The sequence below is a fragment of the Isoptericola sp. AK164 genome (assembly GCF_029643425.1).
GTDB classification, from domain to species: Bacteria; Actinomycetota; Actinomycetes; order Actinomycetales; family Cellulomonadaceae; genus Isoptericola; species Isoptericola haloaureus.
On the sequence record NZ_CP119106.1, the window covers coordinates 369,821 to 396,803 of the forward strand.

General features: G+C 73.6%; 24 protein-coding genes, 1 tRNA gene and 1 riboswitch. Of the genes, 12 read left to right on the plus strand and 13 right to left on the minus strand.

Annotated features, from left to right (window positions below; genetic code table 11):
• The first annotated feature begins 579 nt into the window (after nucleotides 1–579).
• A complete protein-coding gene (locus PO879_RS01665) occupies nucleotides 580–1,626 on the plus strand; it encodes a pirin family protein (protein ID WP_278236216.1) in 1,047 nt (348 codons plus the stop codon).
• Between the two features lie 60 nt (nucleotides 1,627–1,686).
• Here the strand turns inward: PO879_RS01665 and PO879_RS01670 are convergent.
• Nucleotides 1,687–1,757, minus strand: a tRNA-Gly gene (locus tag PO879_RS01670).
• A gap of 138 nt (nucleotides 1,758–1,895) precedes the next feature.
• On the opposite strand from PO879_RS01670, the gene dcd reads away from it, so the two are divergent.
• A complete protein-coding gene (gene dcd / locus PO879_RS01675) occupies nucleotides 1,896–2,471 on the plus strand; it encodes a dCTP deaminase (protein WP_278236217.1) in 576 nt (191 codons plus the stop codon).
• A gap of 101 nt (nucleotides 2,472–2,572) precedes the next feature.
• Nucleotides 2,573–3,700 (plus strand): hypothetical protein, encoded by a 1,128-nt coding sequence (locus PO879_RS01680; RefSeq protein WP_278236218.1) that lies wholly within the window; start codon nucleotides 2,573–2,575, stop codon nucleotides 3,698–3,700.
• Between the two features lie 9 nt (nucleotides 3,701–3,709).
• On the opposite strand, the gene PO879_RS01685 is transcribed toward PO879_RS01680, so the two are convergent.
• The 4 genes from PO879_RS01685 to PO879_RS01700 all read right to left on the minus strand — a co-directional run bounded on the left by PO879_RS01685 (nucleotide 3,710) and on the right by PO879_RS01700 (nucleotide 7,915).
• Nucleotides 3,710–4,225 (minus strand): methylated-DNA--[protein]-cysteine S-methyltransferase, encoded by a 516-nt coding sequence (locus PO879_RS01685; RefSeq protein WP_278236219.1) that lies wholly within the window; start codon nucleotides 4,223–4,225, stop codon nucleotides 3,710–3,712.
• Nucleotides 4,222–5,751 carry an AlkA N-terminal domain-containing protein gene (locus PO879_RS01690; RefSeq protein WP_278236220.1) on the minus strand — a complete coding sequence of 510 codons (1,530 nt, stop codon included), beginning with the start codon at nucleotides 5,749–5,751 and terminating at the stop codon, nucleotides 4,222–4,224. Before PO879_RS01690 ends, PO879_RS01685 begins: the two co-directional genes overlap by 4 nt.
• A 94-nt stretch (nucleotides 5,752–5,845) precedes the next feature.
• Nucleotides 5,846–6,790, minus strand: a complete 945-nt coding sequence (locus PO879_RS01695; protein ID WP_278236221.1) for an alpha/beta hydrolase — start codon at nucleotides 6,788–6,790, stop codon at nucleotides 5,846–5,848.
• Between the two features lie 39 nt (nucleotides 6,791–6,829).
• The gene (locus PO879_RS01700; protein WP_278236222.1) at nucleotides 6,830–7,915 is read right to left on the minus strand and encodes a hypothetical protein; all 1,086 of its coding nucleotides are present in this window, start codon (nucleotides 7,913–7,915) and stop codon (nucleotides 6,830–6,832) included.
• A gap of 164 nt (nucleotides 7,916–8,079) precedes the next feature.
• Between PO879_RS01700 and clpB the strand changes: the two genes are divergently transcribed.
• A complete protein-coding gene (gene clpB / locus PO879_RS01705; RefSeq protein ID WP_278236223.1) occupies nucleotides 8,080–10,689 on the plus strand; it encodes an ATP-dependent chaperone ClpB in 2,610 nt (869 codons plus the stop codon).
• A 156-nt stretch (nucleotides 10,690–10,845) separates the two neighbouring features.
• On the opposite strand, the gene PO879_RS01710 is transcribed toward clpB, so the two are convergent.
• From PO879_RS01710 to PO879_RS01730, 5 genes are all read right to left on the minus strand, one after another.
• Nucleotides 10,846–12,033 (minus strand): C40 family peptidase, encoded by a 1,188-nt coding sequence (locus PO879_RS01710; protein WP_278236224.1) that lies wholly within the window; start codon nucleotides 12,031–12,033, stop codon nucleotides 10,846–10,848.
• Nucleotides 12,034–12,036: 3 nt separating this feature from the next.
• Nucleotides 12,037–12,181: riboswitch (cyclic di-AMP (ydaO/yuaA leader) on the minus strand.
• 308 nt (nucleotides 12,182–12,489) lie between these two features.
• Complete coding sequence (locus tag PO879_RS01715; RefSeq protein ID WP_278236225.1) at nucleotides 12,490–13,218, minus strand: septum formation family protein; 729 nt, start codon at nucleotides 13,216–13,218, stop codon at nucleotides 12,490–12,492.
• Between the two features lie 35 nt (nucleotides 13,219–13,253).
• Nucleotides 13,254–13,964, minus strand: coding sequence for an anaerobic ribonucleoside-triphosphate reductase activating protein (locus PO879_RS01720; RefSeq protein ID WP_278236226.1), 711 nt, complete (start codon nucleotides 13,962–13,964; stop codon nucleotides 13,254–13,256).
• A complete protein-coding gene (locus PO879_RS01725; protein ID WP_278236227.1) occupies nucleotides 13,954–15,753 on the minus strand; it encodes a ribonucleoside triphosphate reductase in 1,800 nt (599 codons plus the stop codon). Before PO879_RS01725 ends, PO879_RS01720 begins: the two co-directional genes overlap by 11 nt.
• Before the next feature lie 121 nt (nucleotides 15,754–15,874).
• Entirely contained in the window at nucleotides 15,875–16,672 is a 798-nt protein-coding gene (locus PO879_RS01730; protein ID WP_278236228.1) for an exodeoxyribonuclease III, read from the minus strand.
• 31 nt (nucleotides 16,673–16,703) lie between these two features.
• Here PO879_RS01730 and PO879_RS01735 point away from each other — a divergent pair, with 31 nt between their 5' ends.
• Complete coding sequence (locus tag PO879_RS01735) at nucleotides 16,704–17,477, plus strand: SDR family NAD(P)-dependent oxidoreductase (protein WP_278236229.1); 774 nt, start codon at nucleotides 16,704–16,706, stop codon at nucleotides 17,475–17,477.
• Between the two features lie 25 nt (nucleotides 17,478–17,502).
• Nucleotides 17,503–18,081 carry an orotate phosphoribosyltransferase gene (gene pyrE / locus PO879_RS01740; RefSeq protein WP_278236230.1) on the plus strand — a complete coding sequence of 193 codons (579 nt, stop codon included), beginning with the start codon at nucleotides 17,503–17,505 and terminating at the stop codon, nucleotides 18,079–18,081.
• A gap of 103 nt (nucleotides 18,082–18,184) precedes the next feature.
• Here pyrE and PO879_RS01745 read toward each other — a convergent pair whose 3' ends face one another.
• The gene (locus tag PO879_RS01745; RefSeq protein ID WP_278236231.1) at nucleotides 18,185–18,961 is read right to left on the minus strand and encodes an HAD-IIA family hydrolase; all 777 of its coding nucleotides are present in this window, start codon (nucleotides 18,959–18,961) and stop codon (nucleotides 18,185–18,187) included.
• A gap of 30 nt (nucleotides 18,962–18,991) precedes the next feature.
• Between PO879_RS01745 and PO879_RS01750 the strand changes: the two genes are divergently transcribed.
• The 3 genes from PO879_RS01750 to fbaA all read left to right on the plus strand — a co-directional run bounded on the left by PO879_RS01750 (nucleotide 18,992) and on the right by fbaA (nucleotide 21,824).
• Nucleotides 18,992–19,963, plus strand: a complete 972-nt coding sequence (locus PO879_RS01750) for a DUF368 domain-containing protein (RefSeq protein WP_278236232.1) — start codon at nucleotides 18,992–18,994, stop codon at nucleotides 19,961–19,963.
• Nucleotides 19,956–20,612, plus strand: a complete 657-nt coding sequence (locus PO879_RS01755) for a TrmH family RNA methyltransferase (protein ID WP_278236233.1) — start codon at nucleotides 19,956–19,958, stop codon at nucleotides 20,610–20,612. The genes PO879_RS01750 and PO879_RS01755 overlap by 8 nt, the downstream gene beginning before the upstream one ends.
• 192 nt (nucleotides 20,613–20,804) lie before the next feature.
• A complete protein-coding gene (gene fbaA / locus PO879_RS01760; protein ID WP_278236234.1) occupies nucleotides 20,805–21,824 on the plus strand; it encodes a class II fructose-bisphosphate aldolase in 1,020 nt (339 codons plus the stop codon).
• 66 nt (nucleotides 21,825–21,890) lie between these two features.
• On the opposite strand, the gene PO879_RS01765 is transcribed toward fbaA, so the two are convergent.
• Nucleotides 21,891–22,310: an STAS domain-containing protein gene (locus PO879_RS01765; RefSeq protein WP_347568610.1), complete on the minus strand. Its 420-nt coding sequence runs from the start codon at nucleotides 22,308–22,310 to the stop codon at nucleotides 21,891–21,893.
• Between the two features lie 114 nt (nucleotides 22,311–22,424).
• Between PO879_RS01765 and PO879_RS01770 the strand changes: the two genes are divergently transcribed.
• The gene (locus tag PO879_RS01770) at nucleotides 22,425–24,626 is read left to right on the plus strand and encodes a SpoIIE family protein phosphatase (RefSeq protein WP_278236235.1); all 2,202 of its coding nucleotides are present in this window, start codon (nucleotides 22,425–22,427) and stop codon (nucleotides 24,624–24,626) included.
• Between the two features lie 36 nt (nucleotides 24,627–24,662).
• On the opposite strand, the gene PO879_RS01775 is transcribed toward PO879_RS01770, so the two are convergent.
• Complete coding sequence (locus PO879_RS01775) at nucleotides 24,663–25,091, minus strand: DUF3151 domain-containing protein (RefSeq protein ID WP_278236236.1); 429 nt, start codon at nucleotides 25,089–25,091, stop codon at nucleotides 24,663–24,665.
• Between the two features lie 109 nt (nucleotides 25,092–25,200).
• Here PO879_RS01775 and PO879_RS01780 point away from each other — a divergent pair, with 109 nt between their 5' ends.
• Nucleotides 25,201–25,578: an STAS domain-containing protein gene (locus PO879_RS01780; RefSeq protein ID WP_278236237.1), complete on the plus strand. Its 378-nt coding sequence runs from the start codon at nucleotides 25,201–25,203 to the stop codon at nucleotides 25,576–25,578.
• 98 nt (nucleotides 25,579–25,676) lie between these two features.
• Entirely contained in the window at nucleotides 25,677–26,972 is a 1,296-nt protein-coding gene (locus tag PO879_RS01785; RefSeq protein WP_278236238.1) for an adenylosuccinate synthase, read from the plus strand.
• Nucleotides 26,973–26,983 lie beyond the last annotated feature (11 nt).

Here is a 26,983-nt window from a genome sequence, read left to right on the forward strand (position 1 = left end):
GCAGTTTTCCGGGTGCTTGTCAGCACGTCATCCGGCCTGCCGGGCGTGGCGTCCGTCGCCAGGTGCCGGGCCGCTGCAGGGTTCTCGTCCACAGATTTTGTCCACAGCACTGTGGACGGTGTGGGGATTCCGCGGCTCCCGCTGTGGACGAGCCTGTGGCCGGAGAATCCGCCCTCCACACCCCTTGCAGAGCGACGTGCGCCGGTCTAAAAACGATGTAACGGTCTCGGCGAGGAGCACCTCCCGGCCCCGCCCATCAGCGGGTCGGGACCCCCCGACGGGACGACGGTCGACCGGAGAACGACGGGCCGATCCGCACCGAGTGCGGGCCGCGGGTGACGACGCGGGTGTCCGGGCGTGGCCGGAAGACCACCCACGTCCGGGTCTCCTGTGGAGAACGCGGAGGTCGGGGCACCGACGCACCAGGCCCCGGCTCCCACGACAGGAGACCCGGGGCCGTGACGTCGACACGGCGCCCCGACAGCGATCGCGCGGGGAACGTGGTTCCTGCCGAGGCCCCCGGCCGTCCCGGGGGCCTCGGCCATGTCGGGGAGCGCTGTCGCGCGTAGGCTCGCCGCCATGAGCAACCTGGAGCTGCGTCCCGCCGAACAGGTCTGCACCGTCGGCGACGCCCCTGCCGACGTCGAGATCCTCACCGCGCGCGAGGTCCCGCTGGGCGGCCCCCGGGCGATGACGGTCCGCCGGACCATCCCGCAGCGCCGCCGGTCCCTCATCGGCGCGTGGTGCTTCTGCGACCACTACGGGCCCGACGACGTCTCCGCCTCGGCCGGGATGCAGGTGCCGCCGCACCCCCACATCGGGCTGCAGACGGTGTCCTGGCTCTTCGCCGGCGAGATCATGCACCGCGACTCGGTGGGCTCCCAGCAGCTCGTGCGGCCCGGGGGGCTGAACCTCATGACCGCGGGGCACGGGATCTCCCACTCGGAGGAGTCCCCGGACTCGACCCCCGACCATCCGCGGCCGCCGACGCTGCACGGCGTGCAGCTGTGGACGGTGCTGCCCTCGGGCGACGCCGCCACCGCGCCGCAGTTCGACCACCACGCCGACCTGCCCGTCGCCGACGTCGACGGCGCGCGGGTGCGGGTGTTCCTCGGCGCGCTGCAGGTCGCCGGCCGCGAGCTGCGCTCGCCCGCCCGCGCCTACTCCCCGCTCGTGGGGGCCCAGCTCGACGTGCCGGCCGGCACGCGCCTGGAGCTGGACGTCGACGCCGCGTTCGAGCACGGCCTGCTCGTGGACGCCGGCGAGGCGACCTTCGAGGGCACTGAGGTGCCGCCCGCCGACCTCGCCTACGTCGCCCCCGGCCGCGACAGGCTCGTCGTGACCGCGGGGGCGACCCCGGTGCGCGCGGTCCTCCTCGGCGGCGAGCCCTTCACCGAGGACGTCGTCATGTGGTGGAACTTCGTCGGCCGCACCCACGAGGACGTCGCAGCGGCACGGGCCGACTGGACGGCTCAGCTCGCCGAGCACCCCGACGGCGTCACCGGCTACGTCGAGGGTGCGGCCGGACGCCGCTTCGGCCGGGTGGACGGGTACGACGGCGGACCGCTGCGCGCCCCCGCGCTGCCCGACGTGCGGCTCAAGCCCCGCCGGCAGCCGCCGCGCTGACGGAGCCCCGACGCGACGAGGCCCCGCACCGGAACCGGTGCGGGGCCTCGTCGAGCAGCGAGCGGGTGACGGGAATCGAACCCGCGCTGTCAGCTTGGGAAGCTGAAGTTCTACCATTGAACTACACCCGCGTGACGCACCGACGTCGATGCGCGCACGGCGATCATACCCAACAACGGCCCGTGTCCCGAATCCGCTCCGGCACCGCGCGGCGGACCACGGCGCGGACCGCGCGGCGGGGCGCCGTCGGCCCGGCTACCGTGTGCAGCGTGCTGCTCTCCGACCGCGACATCCGGGCCGAGCTGGACGCCGGACGCGTCGCCCTGGACCCGTACGACCCGGCGATGGTCCAGCCGTCGAGCATCGACGTGCGCCTGGACCGGTTCTTCCGCCTGTTCGACAACCACCGGTACCCGTTCATCGACCCCTCGCAGGAGCAGCCGGAGCTGACCCGGCTGGTCGAGGTCGAGCCCGGCGAGCCGCTGGTGCTGCACCCGGGGGAGTTCGTCCTCGGGTCCACGTACGAGACGGTCACCCTGCCCGACGACGTCGCCGCCCGGCTGGAGGGCAAGTCGTCCCTCGGCCGGCTCGGCCTGCTGACGCACAGCACGGCCGGGTTCATCGACCCGGGCTTCTCGGGGCACGTCACCCTCGAGCTGAGCAACGTCGCCACCTTGCCGATCACGCTCTGGCCGGGCATGAAGATCGGCCAGCTCTGCTTCTTCCGGCTCTCCTCGCCGGCCGAGCACCCCTACGGCTCGGAGCGGTACGGCTCGCGCTACCAGGGCCAGCGCGGCCCGACGGCGAGCCGCTCCTGGCAGTCCTTCCACCGCACCGACGTATGACCGGGGTCGACGACACCGGGGGCCGACGTCGGTACGCTCGGTCCCGCCGCGCCGGCGACGTCCGTCGGCCGGACTCCCGGACCCGGAAGGAACGTCGCCTGATGGCCCAGACCTCGTCCCCGTCCCTGCCACCGCTCCCGCGCGCGTCCACGCAGGGGCACCAGGCGCGGCACCTGCTCGCCGTGCCGGACGACGTGACGGTCGACGAGGTGGAGGTGCTGGCCCTGTCGCGGTTCGGCGGCACCCGCTGGGACGTCGCCCCGTCGGACCTGCCGGGCGCCGACCTGCCCGCGGGCCGGATCGCCGGACCCGGTGAGCCCGGCGTGCTGCGCCTGACCCGGCACAGCCACGTGCACGGGCCCTACGCGCCGCGGGGCGACGGGTTCGAGCCCGGCCTGCCGGCGCGCACCGCCCTGGTCTTCGACGTCGTCTGCCCGCGCGAGCGCTGGGACGACCCGCCGTTCCCCGGTGGCGGCGACCGCGACGGCCTCGCCCGGGCGTTCCCGGCGGGGCTGCCGAACCGCGAGGAGGAACGCGTCGTGCAGTGGCTGATCGCCGCCGCCCGACGCCTCGGCGGCTCGGTGCGCCTGGACGTGGCGGGCCTGTGGGACCCGGCCGAGACCCAGCGGCGCGCCGCCGGCGCGGGTGTCGTGCTGACCCCGGACCCGGGGGCGTCGGTCGACCTGACGGTGTGGTCCGACGTCTGGCTCGACCCCCAGGCCGCCCACCGGGTGCTGCAGGAGGTCCACCCGCGCGTGGTCCTGGCCACCCAGGGCGCCGACTACCAGGGACCGCCGGAGGGCATCGCGGAGAAGCCGCTCTACCCGGGCGAGAAGCTCGACCCGGAGCTGCGGCGCGAGCTGCACGCCCGGGCCGACGACTTCGACATCGCCGCCCTGCAGGCGCCGGTCGTGCTGGACGGCTACGGGCTGACGATCGATCTGGGCCACGACGGCTGGGTGACCGTCGAGGTCATGGGCGACGAGGTGCTGCCCCTGCTCGTCAAGGAGCTGCCCTGGGCCGCGAGCGGGGCGATCTGCTACCGCGTCGTGTGGGACCCGCCGGACCAGTTCGAGGCGCAGATGGAGTTCCCCCAGCCCGGTCTGGTGGTGGCCCGCAAACGGGCGGCCGACCTGGTGGGGAAGGTCGCCGCCGCGATCCACGCCGCCGTCGGCGGCGAGATCGCCGACGAGTCGGAGTTCCTGCTGGCGCCGGAGGACCTGGCCTGACGCGCGGGATCAGGCAGCCGCCTCGGCCCGTTCGCGCGCCAGCAGCGACTCCTTGACCGCGGTCCCGTACCGGAACCCGCCGAGCGTGCCGTCGGTGCGCAGCACGCGGTGGCACGGCACGAACAGTGCGGCGGCGTTGTGCGCGCACGCCCCCGCCGCCGCGCGCACCGCTGCGGGCCGCCCGGCACGGCGGGCGTACTCGGTGTAGGTGACGGGCTCGCCGGGTGCGACCTCGCGCAGCACGTCCCAGGCGTGCTCGCGGAACGGGCCGGAGCGCTGGACGACGTCGACCCGGGCCACGGCGTCCAGGTCGCCCGCGTAGTACGCCCGGACCGCCGCGGCCGGGGCGGCGACGGCGGGGTCGGCGGTGTCGACGACGGGCACGGCCGCCGGGCGCAGGTCCCGGTGGACGAGCCCGACCAGGGCGGGGACGTCCGCGGTCCAGCCCGAGGCGAGCACGGCGCCGTCGTCGGCGACGAGGCTGAACGGTCCGTCCGGGGTGTCGAGGGTGGTCGCGGCGATCATGCGGTGGTCCTTTCGTCCAGGGGCGCGGCGGCGGCCCGCCACACGTGCCGGGCGGCGTAGGAGCGCCAGGGGGCCCAGCGGTCGGCCCGGGCGGCGAGCGCGGCCCGGTCCTCGGGAAGTCCGAGCCGGCGGGCGCCGGTCCGCAGGGCGGCGTCCCCGTCGAGCCAGACGTCGGGGTGGCCCAGGACGCGCAGCGTCACGTACCCCGACGTCCACGGGCCGATGCCGTGCCGCGCCTCGAGCGCGGCGCGCAGCTCGTCGGCGTCCGCGCCGAGGTCGACCGCCAGGGTGCCGTCGGCCAGCGCGTCGGCGGTGGTGACCACGGTGCGACGCTGCCGGGCCGGGAGCGCCAGGCTGGCGCCGTCGTCGGCCGCGACCTGCGCGGCGGTGGGGAACAGCCGGGTGAGCCCGGCGACCGTCGACCGGTAGGGCGTGCCGGCGGCCGCCGCGAGCCGGTTCAGGTGCGTCCGCGCGGCGGCCACCGAGATCTGCTGCCCGACGACGGCGCGGACGACGGTCTCGTGCGGGTCCGCGGCCCCCGGCATCCGGACGCCCGGGGTCGCGGTGACGGACGGGGCGAGCGCGGGGTCGGTGGCCAGCGCGGTGTCGACGGCGACGGGGTCGGCGTCCAGGTCGAGCAGCCGCCGGACCCGCGCCACGGCCGTGGCGACGTCCTGCACGGAGGCCAGCTCGAGGTGGGCGGCGAGGCGTCCCGGTCCGACGGCGGGCCCGGCGGTCACGGCGATGGCGCCGGGCCCGTGCGGCAGGTGCAGGGTGCGCGCGTAGCGGGCTGCGTCGTCCTGCACGGTCGCGGTCTCCACCCCGTCGACCGCCCGCGCGGCGAGGTAGGCGATCGTCCCGGCCGCGTCGAAGGGCTCCCGCACGGGCAGCGAGAGGTCGAGGTGGACGCGGTCGTCCTCGGTGCCGGCGCCGCTCACCGTGCCGGGGCGCACCGAGCGACGGCTCCGCAGGGCCGTCGGGGTGGTCGCGAACACGTCGCGCACGGTGTCGTTGAGCTGTCGGATGCTCCCGAACCCCGCGGCGAACGCGACGTCGGCGACCGGCAGGTCCGTGCCCGTCAGCAGCGTGCGCGCCGTCTGTGCGCGCTGGGCGCGGGCGAGCGTGAGCGGTCCGGCGCCGAGCTCGGCACGCAGCAGGCGGTACAGGTGGCGCGTGCTGTAGCCGAGCCGGGCGGCCAGGCCGGCCACGCCCTCGCGGTCGACCACGCCGTCGGCCACGAGCCGCATGGCCCGGCCGGTGGCGTCGCCGCGCAGGTCCCAGGCGGGGGTGCCCGGGCTCGCCTCGGGCAGGCATCGCTTGCAGGCACGGTAGCCGGCGTGGTGCGCGGCCGCCGAGGTCCGGTAGAACGTCACGTTCTCCGGCTTGGGCGTGCGGGCGGGGCACGACGGGCGGCAGTAGATCCCGGTGCTGCGCACGGCGGTGACGAACTGGCCGTCGAACCGGGCGTCGCGCGCGGCGATGGCGCGGTATCGCTCGGTCCAGCGGGTGTCGGTCGTGGCGGGCACGACCTCATCGTCACCCGCCCGCCCCCGGGGTGGCTAGCGGGAATCGGACACGACTGTGCGGCCGGGACGGTGCGCCCCGCGCGGGTGCCGAGCGTCAGATGGCGGCGGCGATCCAGTCCGTCACGACCTGCAGGTACTCCTCGCGCGCGGGCGACGGCGACAGCGCCAGGTCGTGCGTGCCGCCGCGGATCGTGGCGAGGCTGACGTCGTCGCCGAGCCGCGGGGCGAGCGCGCGCATGTGCGCGACGTCGAGCACCGAGTCGCTGGTCAGGTGCTCGGCGTGCGTGGACCGGTCCGAGGTCAGCACCAGCACGGGGATCTCGAGGTCGAGGCCGCGGGCCAGCCGCCGCTGGGACCGGCGGACCGAGCGGAACCAGGCCGCGCGCACCGGGAACGGCTCGTGCGGTTTCCAGGTCGGGTCGAAGTCCCACTCGCCGCCGTGCGCGCGGTGCAGCGCCCGGGCATAGGCGTCGTCGAGGTGGCTGAGGACGGCGCGCGGCGCCAGCGGGGCGACGGCCTCGGCGAGCGCCACCCCCGCCCACCGGAGCGGGCGGGGCGCGTTGTGCTCGAACCACGGGCTGTTCAGCACCAGCGCGTCCGCGCGGCCCGGGCGGGCGTCCGCCCACAGCGGGACGACGAGCCCGCCGGTGGAGTGGGCGAGCACCACGAGCCGCTCGTGACCGGCGGCCCGCACCGCGTCCGCGGCAGCGTCCAGGTCCTGGGCGTGCAGCGCCAGGTCGGGGACCTGGTTCGGGTCGCCGCCGGCCGTCTCGTACGCCTCCCACGAGCGGCCGTGGCCGCGCAGGTCGACGGCGTAGGACGCGTACCCGGCGTCGGCCAGGGCGCGGGCGACGTGGGGGTGGAAGTAGTAGTCCGCCAGGCCGTGCACGGACAGCACGGCCACCCGGGCCGGGTCGCCGTGCGGCGCGACCGACGGCACGTGGCGGACCAGGGTGGCGCTCGCGCCCTCCGGCAGGTCCAGGGTCCGGGTCTCGAAGCCCTCGCCGAGCAGGTCGGGGTGCCAGTCGGTCGCTGTCATGTCCCGAGGCTATCGGGATCCTGGCTCGGGACCGGCCGCTCAGCGCGGCGGCGCCGGCGGGGTGCCGTCCGGGTCCTGGGGCGGCTGCTGCTGCTGCGGCGGGCCGGCGGGCGGCTGCCCGTACGGCTCCTGGTACGGCGGCTGCTGGGGCGGCACGACGGGCGGGGCCTGCTGCTGCGGCTGGGCGTAGCTCGGGGGCACGGCGCCGCCGCCGGAGGGCGCGGGGCCGCTGCCGGGGGCGCCGGCCCCGGGCGGGCCGGGGGTGCGGTTGTTGCGCACGACGAGCGCGACGACGACACCGAGGACGGCCAGCCCGAGCACGAGGCCCACGATCCACCAGGGGAAGCCGCCGGCGTCGTCCTCGGCCGCGGTGTCGGCCATGTCGTCGGAGGCCGCGGACTCCTCGTCGGTGGCCTCCGCGGTCGGCTCGTCGGTCGCCTCCTCCTCGGAGGTCGTGGCCTCGTCCTCCGGCGCGGCGGCCCCGCCGGAGACGGCCGAGCCGCGGGCGTACACCTCGGTGACCTCCCCGACGGACGGCGTCCACACGACGGTGTTGCCGTCCACCTCGCCCGTGGTCTCGCTGATCGCGCCGGGGAACGTCACGGCGATGCGCATGTCGAAGCTGTCGAGCAGGCCCTCGGGGAGCTCGCCGCCCATGTCCTCCATGTCCTGGGCGTCCTGGCTCAGGTCGAAGACGCCGTCGACGACGTACTCGTCGCCGTCACGGGTGATGGACAGGTCGTCGCTGCCCTCGCCGCTCATCTCCGAGATCGGCTGGTCGACGAAGCCGACCTCGACGCCCGTGTACTCGCCGTCGGACCAGGGCTGCTCCGTCGAGCCCTCCGGCAGGTCCTCGGTGAGGGAGTCCTCGCCCTCGTTCGACATGTCCCACAGCTCCTGCGGGTCCATCCCCAGGGACTCGGCGAACTCGTCGGAGATCCCCATGATCACGGTGCCGGAGGCCGTGTCGTCCTCGCTGAGGGTCATGTCCCAGTCGACCTTCATGCACCCGGAGAGCGCGAGGAGGCCGACGGCGGCGAGCGCGGCCGTCGCCGCCCGTCGGACCCGCGGCCGGGGCCGACGGCGGTCGGGAGCGGACTGCGGTGGGGCGAGAGTGGCAGACATCACCGTCCCAGCATCCCCGACCGGCGTCGACAGGGCATCCGGACCGCTGCGCCCGGCCGAATTCACCCGCCGCCACCTGCCGTGGCGAACCAAAGTTGAGCGGAATAGACTCAACTCTGCAGTGGTTGACGTCAGCAGTCACTCGTACCGGACCCGGAGGATCCATGGACACCAAGTTCACGACGATGTCGCAGCAGGCCATCGGTGACGCCGTGCAGTCGGCGTCCGCCGCCGGCAACCCCCAGCTCGAGCCCGCCCACCTGCTGTCCGCGCTGCTGCAGCAGACCGGTGGTGTCGCCGTCGGGCTGCTCGAGGCCGTCGGGGCCGGCCCCCAGCAGGTCGGGCAGAAGACCCGTGCCGCGCTCGTCGCGCTGCCGACCGTGAGCGGCGAGGGCGTCGCCCAGCCGTCGCCGTCGCGCGCCATGCAGAGCGTGCTGACCACCGCCACCCAGGAGGCCGAGGCGCTCGGTGACGAGTACGTCTCCACCGAGCACCTGCTCATCGCCGTGGCCGCCGGCCAGTCCGCCGCCGCCCAGGCGCTGAACGCCGCCGGAGCCACCGCCGACGCGCTGCGCGCCGCGCTGCCCGCCGTCCGCGGCAACGGCCGGGTCACCAGCCCGAACCCCGAGGGCACCTACAAGGCCCTGGAGCAGTACGGCAGCGACCTCACCCAGCGGGCCCGGGACGGCCGGCTCGACCCCGTCATCGGCCGCGACGCCGAGATCCGCCGCGTCGTGCAGGTGCTGTCGCGCCGCACCAAGAACAACCCCGTGCTCATCGGCGACCCCGGCGTCGGCAAGACCGCCGTCGTGGAGGGCCTCGCCCAGCGCATCGTGGCCGGGGACGTGCCCACCTCGCTGCAGGGCAAGCGGCTCGTCGCCCTCGACCTCGCCGGCATGGTCGCCGGTGCCAAGTACCGCGGCGAGTTCGAGGAGCGGCTCAAGGCCGTCCTGGAGGAGATCACCGCCTCCGACGGCGAGGTCATCACCTTCATCGACGAGCTGCACACCGTCGTGGGTGCGGGCGCCGGCTCCGAAGGAGCCATGGACGCGGGCAACATGCTCAAGCCCATGCTCGCGCGTGGCGAGCTGCGCATGGTCGGCGCCACCACCCTCGACGAGTTCCGCGAGAACATCGAGAAGGACCCGGCCCTGGAGCGCCGCTTCCAGCAGGTGTTCGTCGGCGAGCCGTCGGTGGAGGACACCGTCGCGATCCTGCGCGGGCTCAAGGAGCGCTACGAGGCCCACCACAAGGTCACCATCGCCGACTCCGCGCTGGTGGCCGCCGCCGCGCTGTCCGACCGGTACATCACCGGCCGCCAGCTGCCCGACAAGGCCATCGACCTCGTCGACGAGGCCGCCTCCCGGCTGCGCATGGAGATGGACTCCTCGCCCGTGGAGATCGACGAGCTCCAGCGCGCCGTGACCCGGCTGGAGATGGAGGAGGTCGTCCTCAAGGACGCCGAGGGCTCGGCCGACGCGGCCGCGCGCGAGCGGCTCGAGAAGCTGCGCGCCGACCTGGCCGACCGGCGCGAGGAGCTCGCCGCGCTCACCGCCCGCTGGGAGGCGGAGAAGGCCGGCCACAACCGCGTCGGCGACCTGCGCGCCCGCATCGACGAGCTGCGCACCGAGGCCGACCGGCTGCAGCGCGAGGGCGACCTCGAGGCCGCCGCCCGGCTGCTGTACGGGGAGATCCCGTCCGTCGAGCGCGAGCTCGCCGAGGCCGAGCAGGCCGAGGCCTCCGAGGCGGCGGCCGAGGAGGCCGCCCAGGAGACGCCGATGATCGCCGACAAGGTCGGGGCGGACGAGGTCGCCGAGGTCGTCTCGGCCTGGACCGGCATCCCCGCCGGCCGGATGCTGCAGGGCGAGACCGAGAAGCTGCTGCACATGGAGGACGTCCTCGGCGAACGGCTCATCGGCCAGCAGGCCGCCGTCCGCTCCGTCTCGGACGCCGTGCGGCGCTCGCGGGCCGGGGTCGCCGACCCCGACCGGCCGACCGGGTCGTTCCTGTTCCTCGGACCGACGGGTGTGGGCAAGACCGAGCTCGCCAAGTCCCTGGCGGACTTCCTCTTCGACGACGAGCGCGCCATGGTGCGCATCGACATGTCGGAGTACTCCGAGAAGCACTCGGTGGCGCGACTGGTCGGGGCCCCTCCGGGGTACGTCGGCTACGAGGAGGGCGGTCAGCTCACCGAGGCGGTCCGCCGTCGGCCCTACTCCGTGGTCCTGCTGGACGAGGTGGAGAAGGCCCACCCCGAGGTGTTCGACATCCTGCTGCAGGTCCTCGACGACGGTCGGCTCACGGACGGCCAGGGCCGCACCGTGGACTTCCGCAACACCATCCTGGTCCTCACCTCGAACCTGGGCTCGCAGTTCCTCGTGGACCCGACGCTGGACGAGGCGGCCAAGCGCGAGAGCGTGATGACCGCGGTGCGTGCGGCCTTCAAGCCGGAGTTCCTCAACCGGCTCGACGACGTCGTGCTGTTCGACGCGCTCTCCCTCGGCGAGCTGGGCCGGATCGTCGAGCTGCAGGTCACGGCGCTGGCGGACCGTCTCGCCGACCGTCGGATCACGCTCGACGTCACGCCGACGGCCCGCGAGTGGCTGGCGCTGGAGGGCTACGACCCGGCGTACGGGGCGCGGCCGCTGCGCCGGCTGGTGCAGCGCGAGATCGGTGACCGGCTGGCGCGCCGGCTGCTGGCCGGCGAGGTGTCCGACGGCGACACCGTCGTCGTCGACCGGGCCGAGGGTGACGAGGGCCTGACCCTGCGCTGAGGCCCTCTGCCGACACCCCGTCAACGCGAGATCGACCCACCCGTGCCGAGATCGACGTACTGAACGTCGACCTCGGCCGGGTGGGTCGATCTCGTGCGGGGCCGGCCGGGGCCGGCCGGGGCCGGCGGGTGCCGGCGGATGCCGGTCAGGTGCGGGTCAGATGCGGATGAACTGGGGGTTGGACTGCCAGATCGTGCGCTTCACGACGCCGACGCCCGGACGCGCCGCCTCGATGATCCGGCCGTTGCCGGCGTAGATCCCGATGTGCCCCGGCGAGTAGACGAGGTCACCCTTCTTGGCGTTGCTCCGCGAGATGCGCTTGCCCGCGGAGGCCTGCGCCGACGACGAGCGCGGCAGGGTCTTGCCGGTCGCCTTCTTGTAGACGTACGAGGTGAAGCCCGAGCAGTCGAACCCGGTGGCCGGCGAGGTGCCGCCGTAGGAGTAGCGGTGGCCGACGTAGTTGTTCGCCACGCGGACGACCTTGTCGCCGCGGGTCACCTTCGGGGCCACGCGGACGACACGGTGCTTCTTGGCCTTCTTCAGGCCCTCGCTCCGGGCCGGGACGGCGGTGACGCGGATCCGGTTCTTGCCCAGGTCGTACTTGCCCAGGCTGGGACGGAACCGGACGATGCCGTTCTTGTTGATCTTCTTCACGGCGACCTTGTCGCCCGAGATGAACAGGCGCACGCGGCCCGTGACCGGCTCGCCCCACTTGCGCACCTTCACCGTGTACCTCGGGCGGGTGTGCCCCTTGCCCTTGGTGGCCTTGTGGCGGTCCTTCGACACGTAGAGGTTCGTGCTCGCCTTCGGCTTGATGCGCACCGTGCGGTTCTTGGTCACCTGGTCGAGGCCCGTGGCCGCGGCCGGGGCGACGACGGCGCGGACGCCGTTGCGGCCGACGTCGTACTTGCCGAGGCCGGGGCGGAAGTGGATGGTCCCGTCGGCGTCGAGCTGCTTGACGGCGACCTTCGTGCCCTTGATGTAGAGCCGGACACGGCCGGCGAACGCCTCGCCGTCGGCCGTCGTGGCGCTCACGGTGTACTTCGGACGGGTGTGCCCCTGGCCCTTGCGGCCGGTGTGGCGCGACTTCGACATCGAGACGTCCGGCGTCGTGCTCACGACGACGGGCTCCTCGGTGGCGGTGGGCTCGGGGGTGGCCGTCTCGGTGGCGGTCGACTCGTCGGACGTGGTCGTCGCCTCGTCGGCGACGGCGGACTGGGCGCCGGCCACGAGCGTGCCGCCGGCGAGGGCGGCCGTGAGGGTCATGGCGACGGCAGCGTGCCGTGTCCGCGGCGGGCGCACCGCGCCCCGCGGGCGCGCAGCATCCAGGGAGGTGGTGGACATGGGTACTCCTCCAGCCGGCGAGATGAGCTGTCGGGTTAGGCCGAGAAGTGGTGGCCTGCCGCCGAAGGACGGCTTCACCCCGAGGGTGGCGACGTGCGTCACCCGCAAAACCTGGGTCTCCCGCTGCTGCCGTCGGTGCTCCGTTGGGCCGGCCCGCCGGCAGCACTGGGCTGCGGACCGGTCGCCGCCCGGTCTCCGGACGACGTAGGGACCGTAACCACGCGATCACGGCAGGTCACAATCCGATAACGACCATGTCGGGAGGTGGTCGTGGAGGAGGCGTGAAGGGATCCGGCGGCGGGAACGTGCCCGTCATGACCGACGAGTCCGGACAGAACCGGACCGAACGCCCCGGGATCGCCGCCCCGGATCGGACGATCGCCGCATCCGGGGTGCCGGGTCGGTGAAGATCGGGCGCGGGTCCGATGACGTCGCTCGACGTCCGGTGACGCCCGGTCAGTCCAGCAGCGACCCGGTGCGCTCGTCGTCCAGCACGGCGACGCACAGCCCGGTCCGGTCCCCGGCCTCCCACGCGTCCTCCGTCGGGGTCCACACCACGAACGTGACCGACCGTTCCGCCTCGGCCCGGGCCTGCGGCCCGAGCAGGCCGGCGGTGCACCCGCGCGCCGTCCGGGCGGCCACGACGTCCTCGCCGGGCCAGATCGCGTCGCTCGCGGCGTCGGTGCGCCCCACCACCTCGGCGACGTGCGGGTCCGCGCAGGGCACGACCTCCACCTCGCCGACGCCGCCCTCCGTCGACGCGCCCGACAGGCACGAGCCCAGGACGAGCTGGACGGCGTTGACCGTCGTGGGGGCGGTGACGTCCGCGGCGACCGGCTCCCACGCCTGCTCGCGCGCGCTGGAGGTCAGGGCGGAGATCCCGGTCGCCCCGGCCACGACGAGCACGATCAGCCCGACCACCGACAGCACCCAGATCCGCGCGGTGCGGCGTGCCGCGGCACGTTCGGCCGGTGTCGGCCCGCCCGGGGCTCCCCAGCGGGTGCCGTCGCCCGACCGGCCCGGCGGGGCGGGAACCGATGCCCCCGTGGGGCCGGCGGCGGTCGCGCCCGGCGTCCCGGCGGCCGGCGGAGTCCCGGCGACCGGCGGCGTCCCGTCCGGCCCGGCCGCGGGCGTCACCGGACCGGGCGAGGCGAAGGAGAGGTCGTCCTCGGGTCGCTCGGTCATGGAGGACAACCTACCGAGCCGTGCGCCCCCCGGGGTCAGACGCCCACACGCCGCTCGACGCCGGGCAGGTCGTCGTCGTGCAGGACGTCGCTGAGCCGCCGCCGGTCGAGCCGGCGCACCCAGCCGGCGCGGGCGCCGTCGGGCCGCGCCTCCTGCACGACCCAGCGACGGACGCCGATCGCGGTGAGGCGGGCACCGATCGCGAGGACCTCGTCGCGGGTGTGCAGCGTCGGGTCGACGGTGGTGCGCACCTCGTGGTCGACCCCGGACTCGACCAGCAGCCGGACCGACTCCCAGGCGGCCCGGCCGGACGGGGCTGCGCCGGTGACCTCCTCGTAGCGGTCCGGGAGCGCCTTGACGTCGAGCCCGACCCAGTCGACGAGCGGCAGCACGTGCGCCAGGCGGGCGGGCCACGCGCCGCCGGAGTGCAGCCCCACCTCGAGCCCCAGGTCGCGGACGTCCCGGCAGGCGTCCGCCAGGCCCGGGTGCAGCGTCGGCTCGCCGCCGGAGATCACCAGACCGTCGAGCATCCGGCGTCGCCGCTCCAGCAGGTCGAGGAGCTCCGACCAGGTCGCCCCGGGACGACGGCGGGGGTCGATGAGGGCCGGGTTGTGGCAGTAGGTGCAGCGCCAGGGGCACCCCTGGGTGAAGGCGGTCGCGACGAGGTGCCCCGGCCGGTCCACGGTGGAGAACGGCACGAAGCCGGCCAGCCGCAGCGGGGCGCGGGTCGGCGCGTCAGGCGACATCGACACCCACCGCCGTCGGCTCCCGGAAGGTCACGCGCTCGGCGTACTCGCCCTGCTTGCCGGTGTTGAACGAGGCCACGGGACGGAAGTAGCCCATCACGCGGGTCCAGACCTCGGTGGGTGCGGAACAGGTGGGGCACTCGCGCACGTCGCCGGCCAGGTAGCCGTGCGTGGCGCAGATCGAGAACGTCGGCGTGACCGTCAGGTAGGGCAGCCGGTGGTTCTCCAGGGCCCGCCGCACCAGCCGGCGGCAGGACTCGGCGCTGGAGACCTGCTCGCCGAGGTACAGGTGCAGCACCGTTCCGCCGGTGTAGCGCCGCTGCAGCTCGTCCTGGCGGGCCAGCGCCTCGAACGGGTCGTCGGTGAACCCCACCGGGAGCTGGGTGGAGTTGGTGTAGTAGGGCTGTTCGTCGCTGCCCGCCTGCAGGATGCCGGGGTACCGGGAACGGTCCTCCCGGGCGAACCGGTAGGTGGTGCCCTCGGCCGGGGTCGCCTCCAGGTTGTACAGGTGCCCGGTGCGCTCCTGGATCTCCACGAGCCGGCCGCGCACGTGGTCGAGCAGCTCCAGGGCCATGGCGTGCCCGGTCGGGGTGGTGATGTCGTGGGTGTCGCCCGTGGCGTTGCGGATCATCTCGTTGACGCCGTTGACACCGATGGTGGAGAAGTGGGCGTCGAGGGTGCCGAGGTAGCGCTGCGTCCACGGGTACAGCCCGGCGTCCATGAGCTCCTGGACCGTCGCCCGCCGCGCCTCGAGACCATCGGCCGCCAGGTCGATCAGCCGGTCCAGGGCGGCGTACAGCGCGTCCCGGTCCGGGCCGTGGACGTGCCCGAGCCGGGCGCAGTTGACGGTGACCACGCCGATCGAGCCGGTCTGCTCGCCGGACCCGAACAGCCCGTTGCCGCGGGCCAGCAGCTCGCGCAGGTCGAGCTGGAGACGGCAGCACATCGACCGCACGTCGCCCGGGTTGAGGTCGGAGCTGACGAAGTTCTGGAAGTACGGCGTGCCGTACCGCGCCGTCATGGTGAAGATCTCCTCGGAGATCTCCGAGTCCCAGTCGAAGTCGGGCGTGATGTTGTACGTCGGGATGGGGAACGTGAAGACCCGGCCGGCCGCGTCGCCGGCGGACACGACCGCGACGAACGCCCGGTTGATCATGTCGGACTCCTTCTGGAGGTCCCCGTAGGTGACCTCCAGGACGTCCTCGCCCACGACGGGGTGCTCCTCGGCGAGGTCCTCCGGGCAGGTCAGGTCGAAGGTGAGGTTGGTGAAGGGCGTCTGGGTGCCCCACCGGGAGGGCACGTTGAGGTTGTGCACGAACTCCTGCAGGGCCTGGGTGACCTCGTCCTGGCTGAGGCGGTCGACGTGCACGTACGGCGCGAGCAGCGTGTCGAAGGAGCTGAACGCCTGGGCGCCCGCCCACTCGTTCTGCAGGGTGCCGAAGAAGTTGACGATCTGGCCCAGCGCGGACCCCAGGTGCCGCGGCGGGCGCGAGGAGACCGCGCCGGGCACGCCGCCGAACCCCTCGGACAGCAGCTGGCGCAGCGACCACCCGGCGCAGTAGCCGCCGAGGACGTCGAGGTCGTGGACGTGCAGGTCGCCGTCGCGGTGAGCGGCGGCGAGCCCGGGGGAGAACACCTCGTCGAGCCAGTAGTTCGCGATCGTCTTGCCGGCGACGTTGAGGACGAGCCCGCCCAGCGAGTAGCCCTGGTTGGCGTTGGCGCGCACCCGCCAGTCGGCCCGGGCCACGTACTCGCTGACGGCGGCTGAGGCATCGATCTGCGTACCCATGGCGGCTCCTCGGAAGATCTTGTGAAGGCCTTCACAAGGCTAGTCACCCGGAGGATCTGCCCGTCGCCGACACGCCGGGCCCGACGGCGTGACATCGATCCGGACCCGGCGTCACCTCGGCTCAGGCCAGGTCGAGGACCACCGGGACGTGGTCGCTCGCGCCCTTGCCGCGGCGCTCGTCCCGGTCGATCGAGACGCCCGTGACCCGGTCGCGCAGCGCGGGGGAGGCGTACGCGAAGTCGATGCGCAGACCCTTGTCCCGCGGGAAGGCGAGCTGCTGGTAGTCCCAGTAGGTGTACGTGCCGGGTGCGGGCACGTGCTCGCGGGTGACCTCGGTGAAGCCCGCCCGCTCGAACGCCGCGAACGCCTCCCGCTCCGGCGCGGACACGTGGGTCCTGCCCGCGAACGCGGTCACGTCCCACACGTCGGTGTCGCGGGGGATCACGTTCCAGTCGCCCAGCAGGGCGAGCTCGACCGCCGGGTCCGCCGTCAGCCACTGCGCGGCGTCGGCGCGCAGGCCCTCCAGCCACGCCAGCTTGTAGGCGTAGTGCGGGTCCTCCAGCGTCCGGCCGTGCGGGACGTACAGCGACCAGACCCGCACGCCCCCGCACGTCGCCCCCAGGGCGCGGGCCTCGACGCGCGGCTCCTGGTCGGGCTTGGCGAACGACGGCTGGCGCGGGAACGACGTCACGACGTCGTCCAGGCCCACGCGCGAGACGATCGCGACACCGTTCCACTGGTGGTACCCGGTGTGGGCGACCTCGTACCCGGCCTCCTCGAAGGGCAGGTGCGGGAACTGGTCGTCGCGGCACTTGGTCTCCTGGACCGCCAGCACGTCCGTGCCCGACCGCTCCAGGAAGGCCAGCACGCGGTCCAGCCGGGTACGGATCGAGTTGACGTTCCACGTGGCGATACGCACGCGAGCACCCTAGGCCACATAGAGTGCCGTCATGGGTACTGCGCTCGTCACCGGCGCGACCGCCGGTCTGGGACTGGAGCTCGCCTGGCAGCTCGCCACCGCTCGTCACGACCTCGTGCTCGTGGCCCGGGACGGCGACCGGCTCGACCAGGTCGCCGGACAGGTCCGCGCCGCCGCCGGCGTCCGCGTCGAGGTGATCGCCGCCGACCTGTCGCGGCACGAGGACGTCGCGCGCGTCGCCGAACGGCTGTCCGTGACCGGCGCCGAGGACGGCGACGACCGTCGCCCGGTCGGGCTGCTCGTCAACAACGCCGGCTTCGCCCCGGCCCAGCACTTCGTCGGCGGGGACCTGGAGGTCGAGACCGCCGCCGTCGACGTCATGGTGCGCGCCGTCATGATGCTCTCGCACGCCGCCGCGGAGCAGATGGTCTCCCGCGGGCGCGGTGCCGTGCTCAACGTCTCCTCCGTGGCGGCGCTGACCGCCGGGGGCAGCTACGCGGCCGCCAAGGCCTACGTCCGCACCTTCACCGAGGGGCTCGCGGTGGAGCTGGCGGGCACCGGCGTCACGGCCACGGTGCTGTGCCCGGGCTTCACCCGGACCGAGTTCCACGACCGGGCCGGGCTGGACACCGACGTCCTGCCCGACGGCGCGTGGCTGCACGCGTCCGAGGTGGCGGCCCACGCGCTCGCGGACGTGCGCCGCGGCGTCGTCATCTCCACGCCGTCGGTCCGCTACAAGGCGGCCTCCGCGGTGCTGCGGGCCATGCCGCGCTGGGCGGTGCGCGCCGTCGGGCACTACCGCTGAGCCCGGTCGCCGTACCCTGGTACCCGTGACTTTCGCCGACTTCTCCCCGACCCCTCGCGAGCAGCTGCTCGAGCTCGTCAAGGAGCTCGCCGTCGTGCACGGCAGGGTGACGCTCTCCTCCGGCAAGGAGGCCGACTACTACGTCGACCTGCGCCGCATCACGCTGCACCACCGCGCCGCGCCGCTGGTCGGGCACGTGCTGCTGGACCACCTGGAGGAGGTCGGGCTCGGCACGGCCGAGGTCGACGCCGTCGGCGGGCTCACGCTCGGTGCGGACCCCATCGCCGACGCCCTGCTGCACGCCGCGGCGTCCCGCGGGCAGGACCTGGACGCCTTCGTGGTGCGCAAGTCCGCCAAGACGCACGGGATGCAGCGCCAGATCGAGGGGCCGGACGTCACCGGCCGCAAGGTCGTCGTGCTGGAGGACACCACCACGACGGGCGGGTCGCCGATCACCGCCATCGAGGCGCTGCGCGAGGCCGGCGCCGAGGTGCTCGGCTGCGCGACGATCGTCGACCGGGCGACCGGCGCGGGCGAGAAGATCGAGGCGCTCGGCGTGCCGTACCACTACCTCTTCGACCTGGACGACCTCGGCCTCGCCTGACCGCTCCTCGTTGTGGGCGTGAAATCTGCAGCCGTGAACCCGTTCAAGGCTGCAGATTTCACGCCCACAACGGAGCGAGGCGTAACGAGGCGAGGCGGGGCCGTCAGACGCGGTCGACGAGGTCCGCGATCGAGTCGACGACGTGCGACGGGCGGAACGGGTGGTGGTCGACCTCGTCCGGCGTCGTGGAGCCGCTCAGCACGAGGAACGTCTCCAGACCCGCCTCGATGCCCGCGACGATGTCGGTGTCCATCCGGTCGCCGATCATCGCCGTGGTCTCCGAGTGCGCGACGATCCGGTTCAGGGCCGAGCGGAACATCATCGGGTTCGGCTTGCCCACGTAGTACGGGGAGCGCCCGGTCGCGGCGGTGATCATCGCCGCGACGGAGCCGGTGGCCGGCAACGGACCCTCTGCCGAGGGTCCCGTGGTGTCGGGGTTCGTCGCGATGAAGCGCGCCCCGTCCCTGATCAGCCGGACGGCCTTGGTGATCGCCTCGAAGGAGTAGGTGCGCGTCTCGCCGAGGACCACGTAGTCCGGGTCGGACTCGGTGAGGGTGTACCCGGCCTCGTGCATCGCCGTCGTCAGTCCCGCCTCGCCGATCACGTACGCCGACCCGCCCGGCACCTGCTCGGCCAGGAACGTGGCGGTGGCGAGCGCGGAGGTCCAGATCGACTCCTCGGGCACGTCGACGCCCGAGTGCGCCAGGCGCGCGGCCAGGTCGCGCGCCGTGAAGATCGAGTTGTTGGTCAGCACCAGGAAGGGACGGTCCTTCGACCGCAGGGCGTCGACGAACTCCGCCGCGCCGTCGATGGCCTGCCCCTCGTGCACGAGCACGCCGTCCATGTCGGTCAGCCAGCACTCGATCGTCCGCTCGGTCATGGGACACACCGTAGCCCGTAGGCTGCACGCGTGACCGACGAGTCCTCCGAGCCCCCCACGCACACCGGCGCCGTCCGCCGGCACGCCGCGGCCCCGACCGGTACGTCCTGGCGCTCCGCCCCCGGCCTGGCCGTCCGCGGCGGGCTGGTCGGCATGGCCGAGTCCGTCCCGGGCATCTCCGGCGGGACCATCGCCCTGATCACCGGTCTGTACGACCGGCTCCTGGCCGCGGCGAGCCAGGTCGTGCACGCCGGTCGCGAGCTGGTCCAGGGAGTGGCGCAGGGGCACGGGCTGCGACCGGCCGGACGGGCTCTGCGGGCCGTCGACTGGCGGTTCCTCGCCCCTGTCGTGGGCGGCATGGTGGTGGTGCTGTTCGCCTCGTTGAGCACGATCGCGCCGCTGCTGGAGGAGCACCCGGTCCCGGTGCGGTCGGTGTTCTTCGGCATGATCGCCGTCTCGGTCCTGGTCCCGCTGAGCATGATGCCGCACCGGTTCCGCGGGCTGGACGCGGTGCTCCTGGTCGCGGCGGCCGTGGCGGGCTTCTTCCTCGTCGGCCTGCCGCCGTCGGAGGTCTCCGACCCCTCCCTCTGGTACGTGGCCCTCGCTGCGGCGATCGCGATCAACGCCCTCGTGCTGCCGGGGGTGTCGGGGTCGACCCTGCTGGTGATCATGGGGCTGTACATCCCGGTCCAGCAGGCGATCGAGGACCGCGACCTGGCTTTCGTCGGTGCCTTCGCGATCGGCGCGGCCGTCGGCCTGGCCTCGTTCGTCAAGCTGCTGCACTGGCTGCTCGGGCACCGGCGGCAGGGCACGATGGCGGTGCTGGCGGGGCTGATGATCGGCTCGCTGCGGGCGCTGTGGCCCTGGCAGGACGCCGACGGCGGTCTGCTCGCGCCGGCGGGCGCGGGCGCGGTCGTCGGCCCGCTGCTGCTCGCCGTGGCGGGCGCCGCGCTCGTGGGCGCCGTCTTCTGGTGGGAGAGCTCGCGGGTCGTCGATGAGTGACGAGCCGGTCGGTGTCGGCCCCTGGCCCGGCGGCCCGGAGGCCTGGCCGCGCGCGGCCGACGGCGGTCCCGACCCGCGCTACGACCCCGAGCTGCTGGAGCACGGGGACCGGCGCAACGTCGCCGACCCGTACCGCTACCTGACCGTGGAGGCGATCGTCGCGGATCTGGATGCGCGCCGTCCGGCGGACCGCCGCCTGCACGTGGCGATCGAGAACTGGGCGCACGACCTGAACATCGGGTCGGTGGTGCGCACGGCCAACGCCTTCAACGCGGCCGGCGTGCACATCGTGGGCCGACGGCGGTGGAACCGCCGGGGCGCGATGGTCACCGACCGCTACCTGCACGTCCACCACCACCCGGACGTCGAGACGCTGGTCGCCTGGGCGTCCGGCGCGTCCGGCGGCGCGGACGGTCCGCTGCCGATCGTCGGAGTCGACAACACCCCGGGGTCGGTGCCGCTGGAGCACCGTGCGCTGCCGGCGCGGTGCGTGCTGCTCCTCGGCCAGGAGTCCAGCGGGCTGACCCCGCAGGCGCAGGCCGCGTGCGACGTCGTCGTCCACATCACCCAGCACGGGTCGACGCGCTCGCTCAACGCCGGCGCGGCGGCCGCCGTCGCCATGCACTCCTGGGCCCTGCAGCACCTGTGACCTGCCCCTGACCTGCTGTCACGCTGCTGGTGACCGGGGCGACCGTCTCACTCTGTGCGACGTCATGTGACGGCCATGCGCAGAACGTGAGAAAATCTCGATGCATGTGGGCCGTGCGCTCGCCCGCCACCAGCGACGGTGCGACGTCGCCCGCCTGCGTCCCTCGTACGTCCCCTCATTGGAGTACCGCAGATGCCTATCGCAACCCCCGAGGTCTACGCCGAGATGATCGACCGGGCGAAGGCCGGCAAGTTCGCCTACCCCGCCGTCAACATCACGTCCTCGCAGACCGTCACCGCCGCCCTGCAGGGCTTCGCCGAGGCGGAGTCGGACGGCATCATCCAGGTCTCCGTGGGCGGCAGCGAGTACGCCTCGGGCGCGACGATCAAGGACCGCGTCGCCGGCTCCCTGGCTCTGGCCGCGTACGCCACCGAGGTCGCCAAGAACTACTCCGTCAACATCGCGATCCACACCGACCACTGCGTCAAGAAGAACCTGGACTCCTGGGTCCGCCCGCTGCTGGCGCTCGAGGCCGAGCAGGTCAAGGCCGGCAAGAACCCGACCTTCCAGTCGCACATGTTCGACGGCTCGGACATCCCGCTGGAGGAGAACCTCGTCATCGCCGAGGAGCTGCTCGAGCTCTCGCAGGCCGCGCGCACCCTCCTCGAGGTCGAGATCGGCGTCGTCGGCGGCGAGGAGGACGGCCACGTCGCGGAGATCAACGAGAAGCTGTACACGACCCCCGAGGACGGTCTGAAGACCGTCAAGGCGCTCGGCGCCGGTGAGAAGGGCCGCTACCTGACGGCGCTCACCTTCGGCAACGTGCACGGCGTCTACAAGCCCGGTGCGGTCAAGCTGCGCCCGGCCATCCTCGGCGAGATCCAGAAGGCCGTCGGGGACGAGATCGGCAAGGAGAACCCGTTCGACCTCGTGTTCCACGGCGGTTCGGGCTCGACCGCCGAGGAGGTCGCCGAGGCGGTCGACAACGGCGTCATCAAGATGAACATCGACACCGACACCCAGTACGCGTTCACGCGTCCGGTCGTCGACCACATGTTCACCAACTACGACGGCGTGCTGAAGATCGACGGCGAGGTCGGCAACAAGAAGGCCTACGACCCGCGCGCCTGGGGCAAGAAGGCCGAGGCCGGCATGGCGGAGCGCATCGTCGAGGCCTGCCAGTGGCTGCGCTCGGCCGGCCACAAGATGTGAGCCTGCGCCGCTGACGCGAAGGCCCCGCCGCTCCTGGTGAGCGGCGGGGCCTTCGTGCGTGCGTGGTCAGTGCTGGGCCGAGGTGATGTCGAGGTCGACGCCCGGGTCGTCGTCGACGATCTCGAGGAGCTCGCCGATCCGGGTGACCTCGAGCAGGAAGCGCACCGTCGGGGGCGCGCGCAGGATGCGGACGGTGTGCGGGCTGCGCGAGGCGAGCCGCGCCAGGAAGGCGACGCCGGAGGAGTCCATGAACGTCACGTGGTGGGCGTCGATCTCGACGGGCAGCCCGGAGGCCTCGGCGTCGGAGATGGCCTCGCCCAGCTCGGAGCTGACCTCGGCGTCGATCTCGCCCGAGAGGACGACACGCGCCCGCGAGGTGCCCACGATGACGTGGATGCTCGCGGGGTCGCCGATCTGGGGCCCCGTGTTCTCGTCGGCGTCCCCACCATCGGGGGAGTGCGACGCCGCGTTGGATGCGTCCTGCACGGTGCTCCTTCCTCGAGCTTCTCGCTCACCTCACGTCTCGGCGGACACCAATCTACGGTTGAATGGCGCCGGAATGCACCAACCTGGCCGCAACCCGTGACGACAGGAGGGGGAATGGGTCGAATGCCTGGTTCGTACACCGGCGTCGTGCCGGTCTCGGCCGCCCAGCTCGCCTCGGCCCTGTCCGTCACGACCGTGCCGGCGTTCATCACGGGGTCGTGGTCCACGGGCATGCCCGTGCTCTGGGTGAACCAGGCGTTCGAGGAGCTCGGCGGCGTGGGCATCGACGAGCTGGCGATCCTCGGGCCGCACTCGTTGCTCGCCCTCGTGCAGGACGACCCGAACCGGGCCGCCGCCCAGGCCGACCTCAAGGCGGGGCGGGCGATGCGGCGGATCGTCAGCGCCCGCCGTCGGGACGGCGGCACGACCTGGCTGCAGGTCGACGTCACCCCGCTGCCGAACGGCGACGACCTCCCGGAGTACTGGGTCGGCGTCACCACGGACGTCTCGGAGTACGTCGACCAGCAGGCCGAACAGCTCGCCTCCCTGGAGGTCGAGCGTCGCCAGCGCGCGGACCTGGACCTCATCGCCCAGACCACGGAGCTGCTCGGGGACCTCGAGTACCCGTTCGCCCTGCGCGACATCGCCGACCTGCTGCGCTCCCTGGTGCCGTGGTCCGGGTTCTACCTCAACGACGACGGGCTGTTGTTCGCCGAGGGGGTCGACGTCGCCTCGCCGCCCTCCGGCCGCGGCCGGAGGCACACGCGCTACGTGCCGGAGGACCGGCCGCTCGACCGGCTCGAGCCGGTCCCGTCCGGAGCCGACGGCGGGGCACCGGCGTCGAACCCGGCCGTCGACGACGTGCAGGACCTGCTCGACGGCGTCGTCGACGGGCCCGTGCGGCTGAGCCTCGAGGGTCGGTTCGACCCGACGTCGGCCTCGGGCTGGCTGCGACGGGACCTGATGCACCGCGTGGTCGAGGAGACGGGGGCGGTCCCGCACGCCGTCGTCGTCCACGCCGTGGCCGGCCGGCGCCGGGTGCTCGGGCTCCTGGTGACCTGGCACGGCGGTGCCGAGGCCGACGTCCAGCCCGGGCGCCCCGAGCCGGACCACGTGTCCACCGTCGTCGAGGTGGTGGCGCGCCGTGCCGGCACAGCGGTCGACAACGCTCGGCTGTACGCCCGCGAGCACCGTCTGGCCGAGGCGCTGCAGCGCGCGATGCTGCCCGAGCAGGCCGACGTCACCGGGCTGGACGTGTGGACCTACTACGCCCCGAACGCCGAGCACGCGCAGGTCGGCGGCGACTGGTACGACGTGCTGCAGATCGCCGACGGCACCGTGGGGCTCGTGATCGGCGACGTGGTCGGGCACGACGTCGAGGCCGCGGCCGCGATGGGCCAGCTCCGCTCCGTGGTGCGTGCCTACGCCTACGAGCTGACGACACCCGGGACCGTGCTGGACCGAGTCGACCAGCTCGTGGCGGGGATGCGGGTGCCGCGTCCGGCGTCGATGGTCTACGCCGCGCTGGAGCACCTCACCGAGGACGACACCTGGGCGCTGGAGTACACCCGTGCCGGCCACCTGCCGCCGCTGCTGCTCCGCGACGGCACCACCCAGCTGCTCTCCGAGGCCGGCGGCATGCTCGTGGGCTTCGGCAACGAGACGCGGGCCACCGGCCGCGAGGTCCTGCGGCGCGGCGACGTGCTGATCTTCTACACCGACGGGCTCATCGAGCGGCGCGACCGGTCGCTCAAGCGCGGTCTGGAGACCCTCACCGAGATGTCGGGGCGCATCACCGCGCGGGACGCCGCCGGGGTGGGGGAGGAGCTGCTGTCACGGCTGGCCGACTCGCCCGAGGACGACGTCGCCATCGTCGTCGTGCGCGTCCCCGACCCGGAGGCGGACCGCCGGGTCACCGCGCTGAGCCCGCGCTCGCGGCGCTGGCTGCTGCCGAGCGAGCCGGGCTCCATCGGCCGGGCACGGCACGCGGTGCTGCGCACCTCGCAGGCGTGGGGGCTGCCGGACTCCGCGGCCGCCGAGCTCGTCGTGAGCGAGCTCGTGGCCAACGGGGTGCTGCACGGCTGGGGCAACATCGCGCTGCGGCTGTTCGACACCGGGGACGGGCTGCGCATCGAGGTCGAGGACTCCAACCCGGCGCCGCCGGTGGCTACCGACGGGCACCCGAACCGGCTCGGCGGTTTCGGGATGCAGATCGTCGAGCGGCTCGCCGACTGGGGCTGGCGGCCCAGCACGTCCGGCAAGCTCGTGTGGGCCAAGCTCCGGCCCGACCTGACCGGTGGTGCGGGGCAGGAGTAGCACCGCACCACCGGCTCGGAGCTCAGCGGGGCCCGGTCAGCGCAGCGCGCGGACCTCGTCGACGGAGACGCCGGAGTCCGTGAGGAACTGGGCGCACCGTTCCGCCTCGTCGGTCTCGCCGATCCGGGCGGCCGCCTCGGACAGCGCCAGGAGGGCGCGCAGGAACCCCTGATTCGGGACGTGGTCGGCCGGGACCGGCCCCTGGCCCCGCCAGCCGGCGCGGCGCAGCGCGTCCAGCCCGCGGTGGTACCCGGTGCGCGCGTAGGCGTACGCCGTCACGGAGTGCGTGACGTCCTCGCCGCCGTCGAGGGTCTGCTCGGCGAGCACGGCCCACGTGAGGCTCGCCGAGGGGTGGGCGGCCGCCAGGGCGGCCGGGTCCTCGCCGGTCTCGAGGCCCTCGCGCGCCACGGCGTGGTCGTCGGGCAGGCGGGTCGGGTCGGGTCCGGACAGCAGGTTGTGGCTCATGCGCCCATCCTTCCAGGACGGTGCGGCCGCCCGCGATCGAGGTGACGCTCGGCACCGGACCCCCGTCCCGAGCGGCGGACCGGCGGCGCCCGACGGTAGGCTCGGCGGCATGATCGAGATCGCGACGTCCTCGACGACGACGACGCTCGTGGTCGCCGGCGACCTCGACCTCGCCGAACGGGACCAGTTCCCCGAGATCGCGGCGCGTGTGGTCGGGCTCCGCCGTCAGCTGCTCGTCATCGACATGTGTCGCGTGACCTTCATGGACTCCACCGGCGCGGCGTTCCTCATCTCCCTCGCCGACTCGGGCCGCAAGCGCGGCGGGGCGACCGTGCTGCGCGGGGCGGACGACCGCGACCTGTTCGTGCTCGAGGTGTGCGGCGCGCTGGACCTGTTCCGGATCGACACCGACCACCAGTGCGAGCAGTCCGACCCGACGACCGGGGCGACGCCCGTCCAGCTGCCGCAGCGGCCCCGACCCGCCTGAGACGGACCTGCCTGGGACAGCAGGTCATGGCCGGGTAAACTCTGGCGAGGCCCGGCGGGATCCTCCGGGTCTCACCGACACGCGAGGAGAGTTGATCCATGCCAGCCGTGGTGCTCGTCGGCGCCCAGTGGGGCGATGAGGGCAAGGGGAAGGCGACGGACCTCCTCGGTGACCGCGTCGACTACGTGGTCAAGTTCAACGGGGGCAACAACGCCGGGCACACGGTGGTGATCGGCGACGAGAAGTACGCGCTGCACCTGCTGCCCTCCGGCATCCTGTCCCCGGGTGTCACGCCGGTCATCGCCAACGGCGTCGTGGTGGACATCGACGTGCTCTTCGAGGAGCTCGACGCCCTGGAGGCCCGCGGCGTCGACACCTCGAAGCTGATGGTGTCCTCCGGCGCGCACGTCATCGCCTCGTACCACCGCACGGTGGACAAGGTCACGGAGCGGTTCCTCGGCAAGCGGCGCATCGGGACGACCGGGCGGGGGATCGGGCCGGCGTACGCCGACAAGATCAACCGCGTCGGGATCCGCGTCGCCGACCTGTTCGACCCGAAGATCCTGCGGGAGAAGGTCGAGGGCGCGCTCGACCAGAAGAACCACCTGCTGGTCAAGGTCTACAACCGCCGCGCCGTCGAGGTCGACGAGGTCGTCGACGAGCTGCTCGGCCACGCCGAGCGCCTCAAGCCCATGGTCGCGGACACCGGCCTGGCGCTGAACCAGGCCCTGGACGCCGGTCACAACGTCCTGTTCGAGGGCGGCCAGGCGACCATGCTCGACGTCGACCACGGCACCTATCCCTTCGTGACGTCGTCGAACGCCACCGCGGGCGGTGCGGTGACCGGGTCCGGCGTCGGGCCGACGCGCATCGACTCGATCATCGGCGTCATCAAGGCCTACACCACGCGGGTCGGCGAGGGCCCGTTCCCCACCGAGCTGTTCGACGCCGACGGCGAGTACCTGCTCAAGACCGGCGGCGAGTACGGCGTGACCACCGGCCGCGCGCGGCGCTGCGGCTGGTACGACGCCGTGATCGCCCGGTACTCCGCACGCGTCAACGGCCTGACCGACCTGGTGGTGACCAAGCTCGACGTGCTCACCGGCATGGAGAAGGTCCCGGTCTGCGTGGCCTACGACGTCGACGGCGTCCGCTACGACGAGATGCCCGACGACCAGTCGGCCTTCCACCACGCCAAGCCGATCTACGAGGAGCTGCCCGGCTGGTGGGAGGACATCTCGCAGTGCCGGTCGTTCGACGAGCTCCCGGCCAACGCCCAGGCGTACGTCCGGGCGCTGGAGGAGATGTCCGGCTGCCGCATCTCGGCGGTCGGCGTCGGCCCGCGCCGCGACGAGATCATCCCGATCCACGACCTCATCCACGCCCGGGCGTGACCGGACGCTGT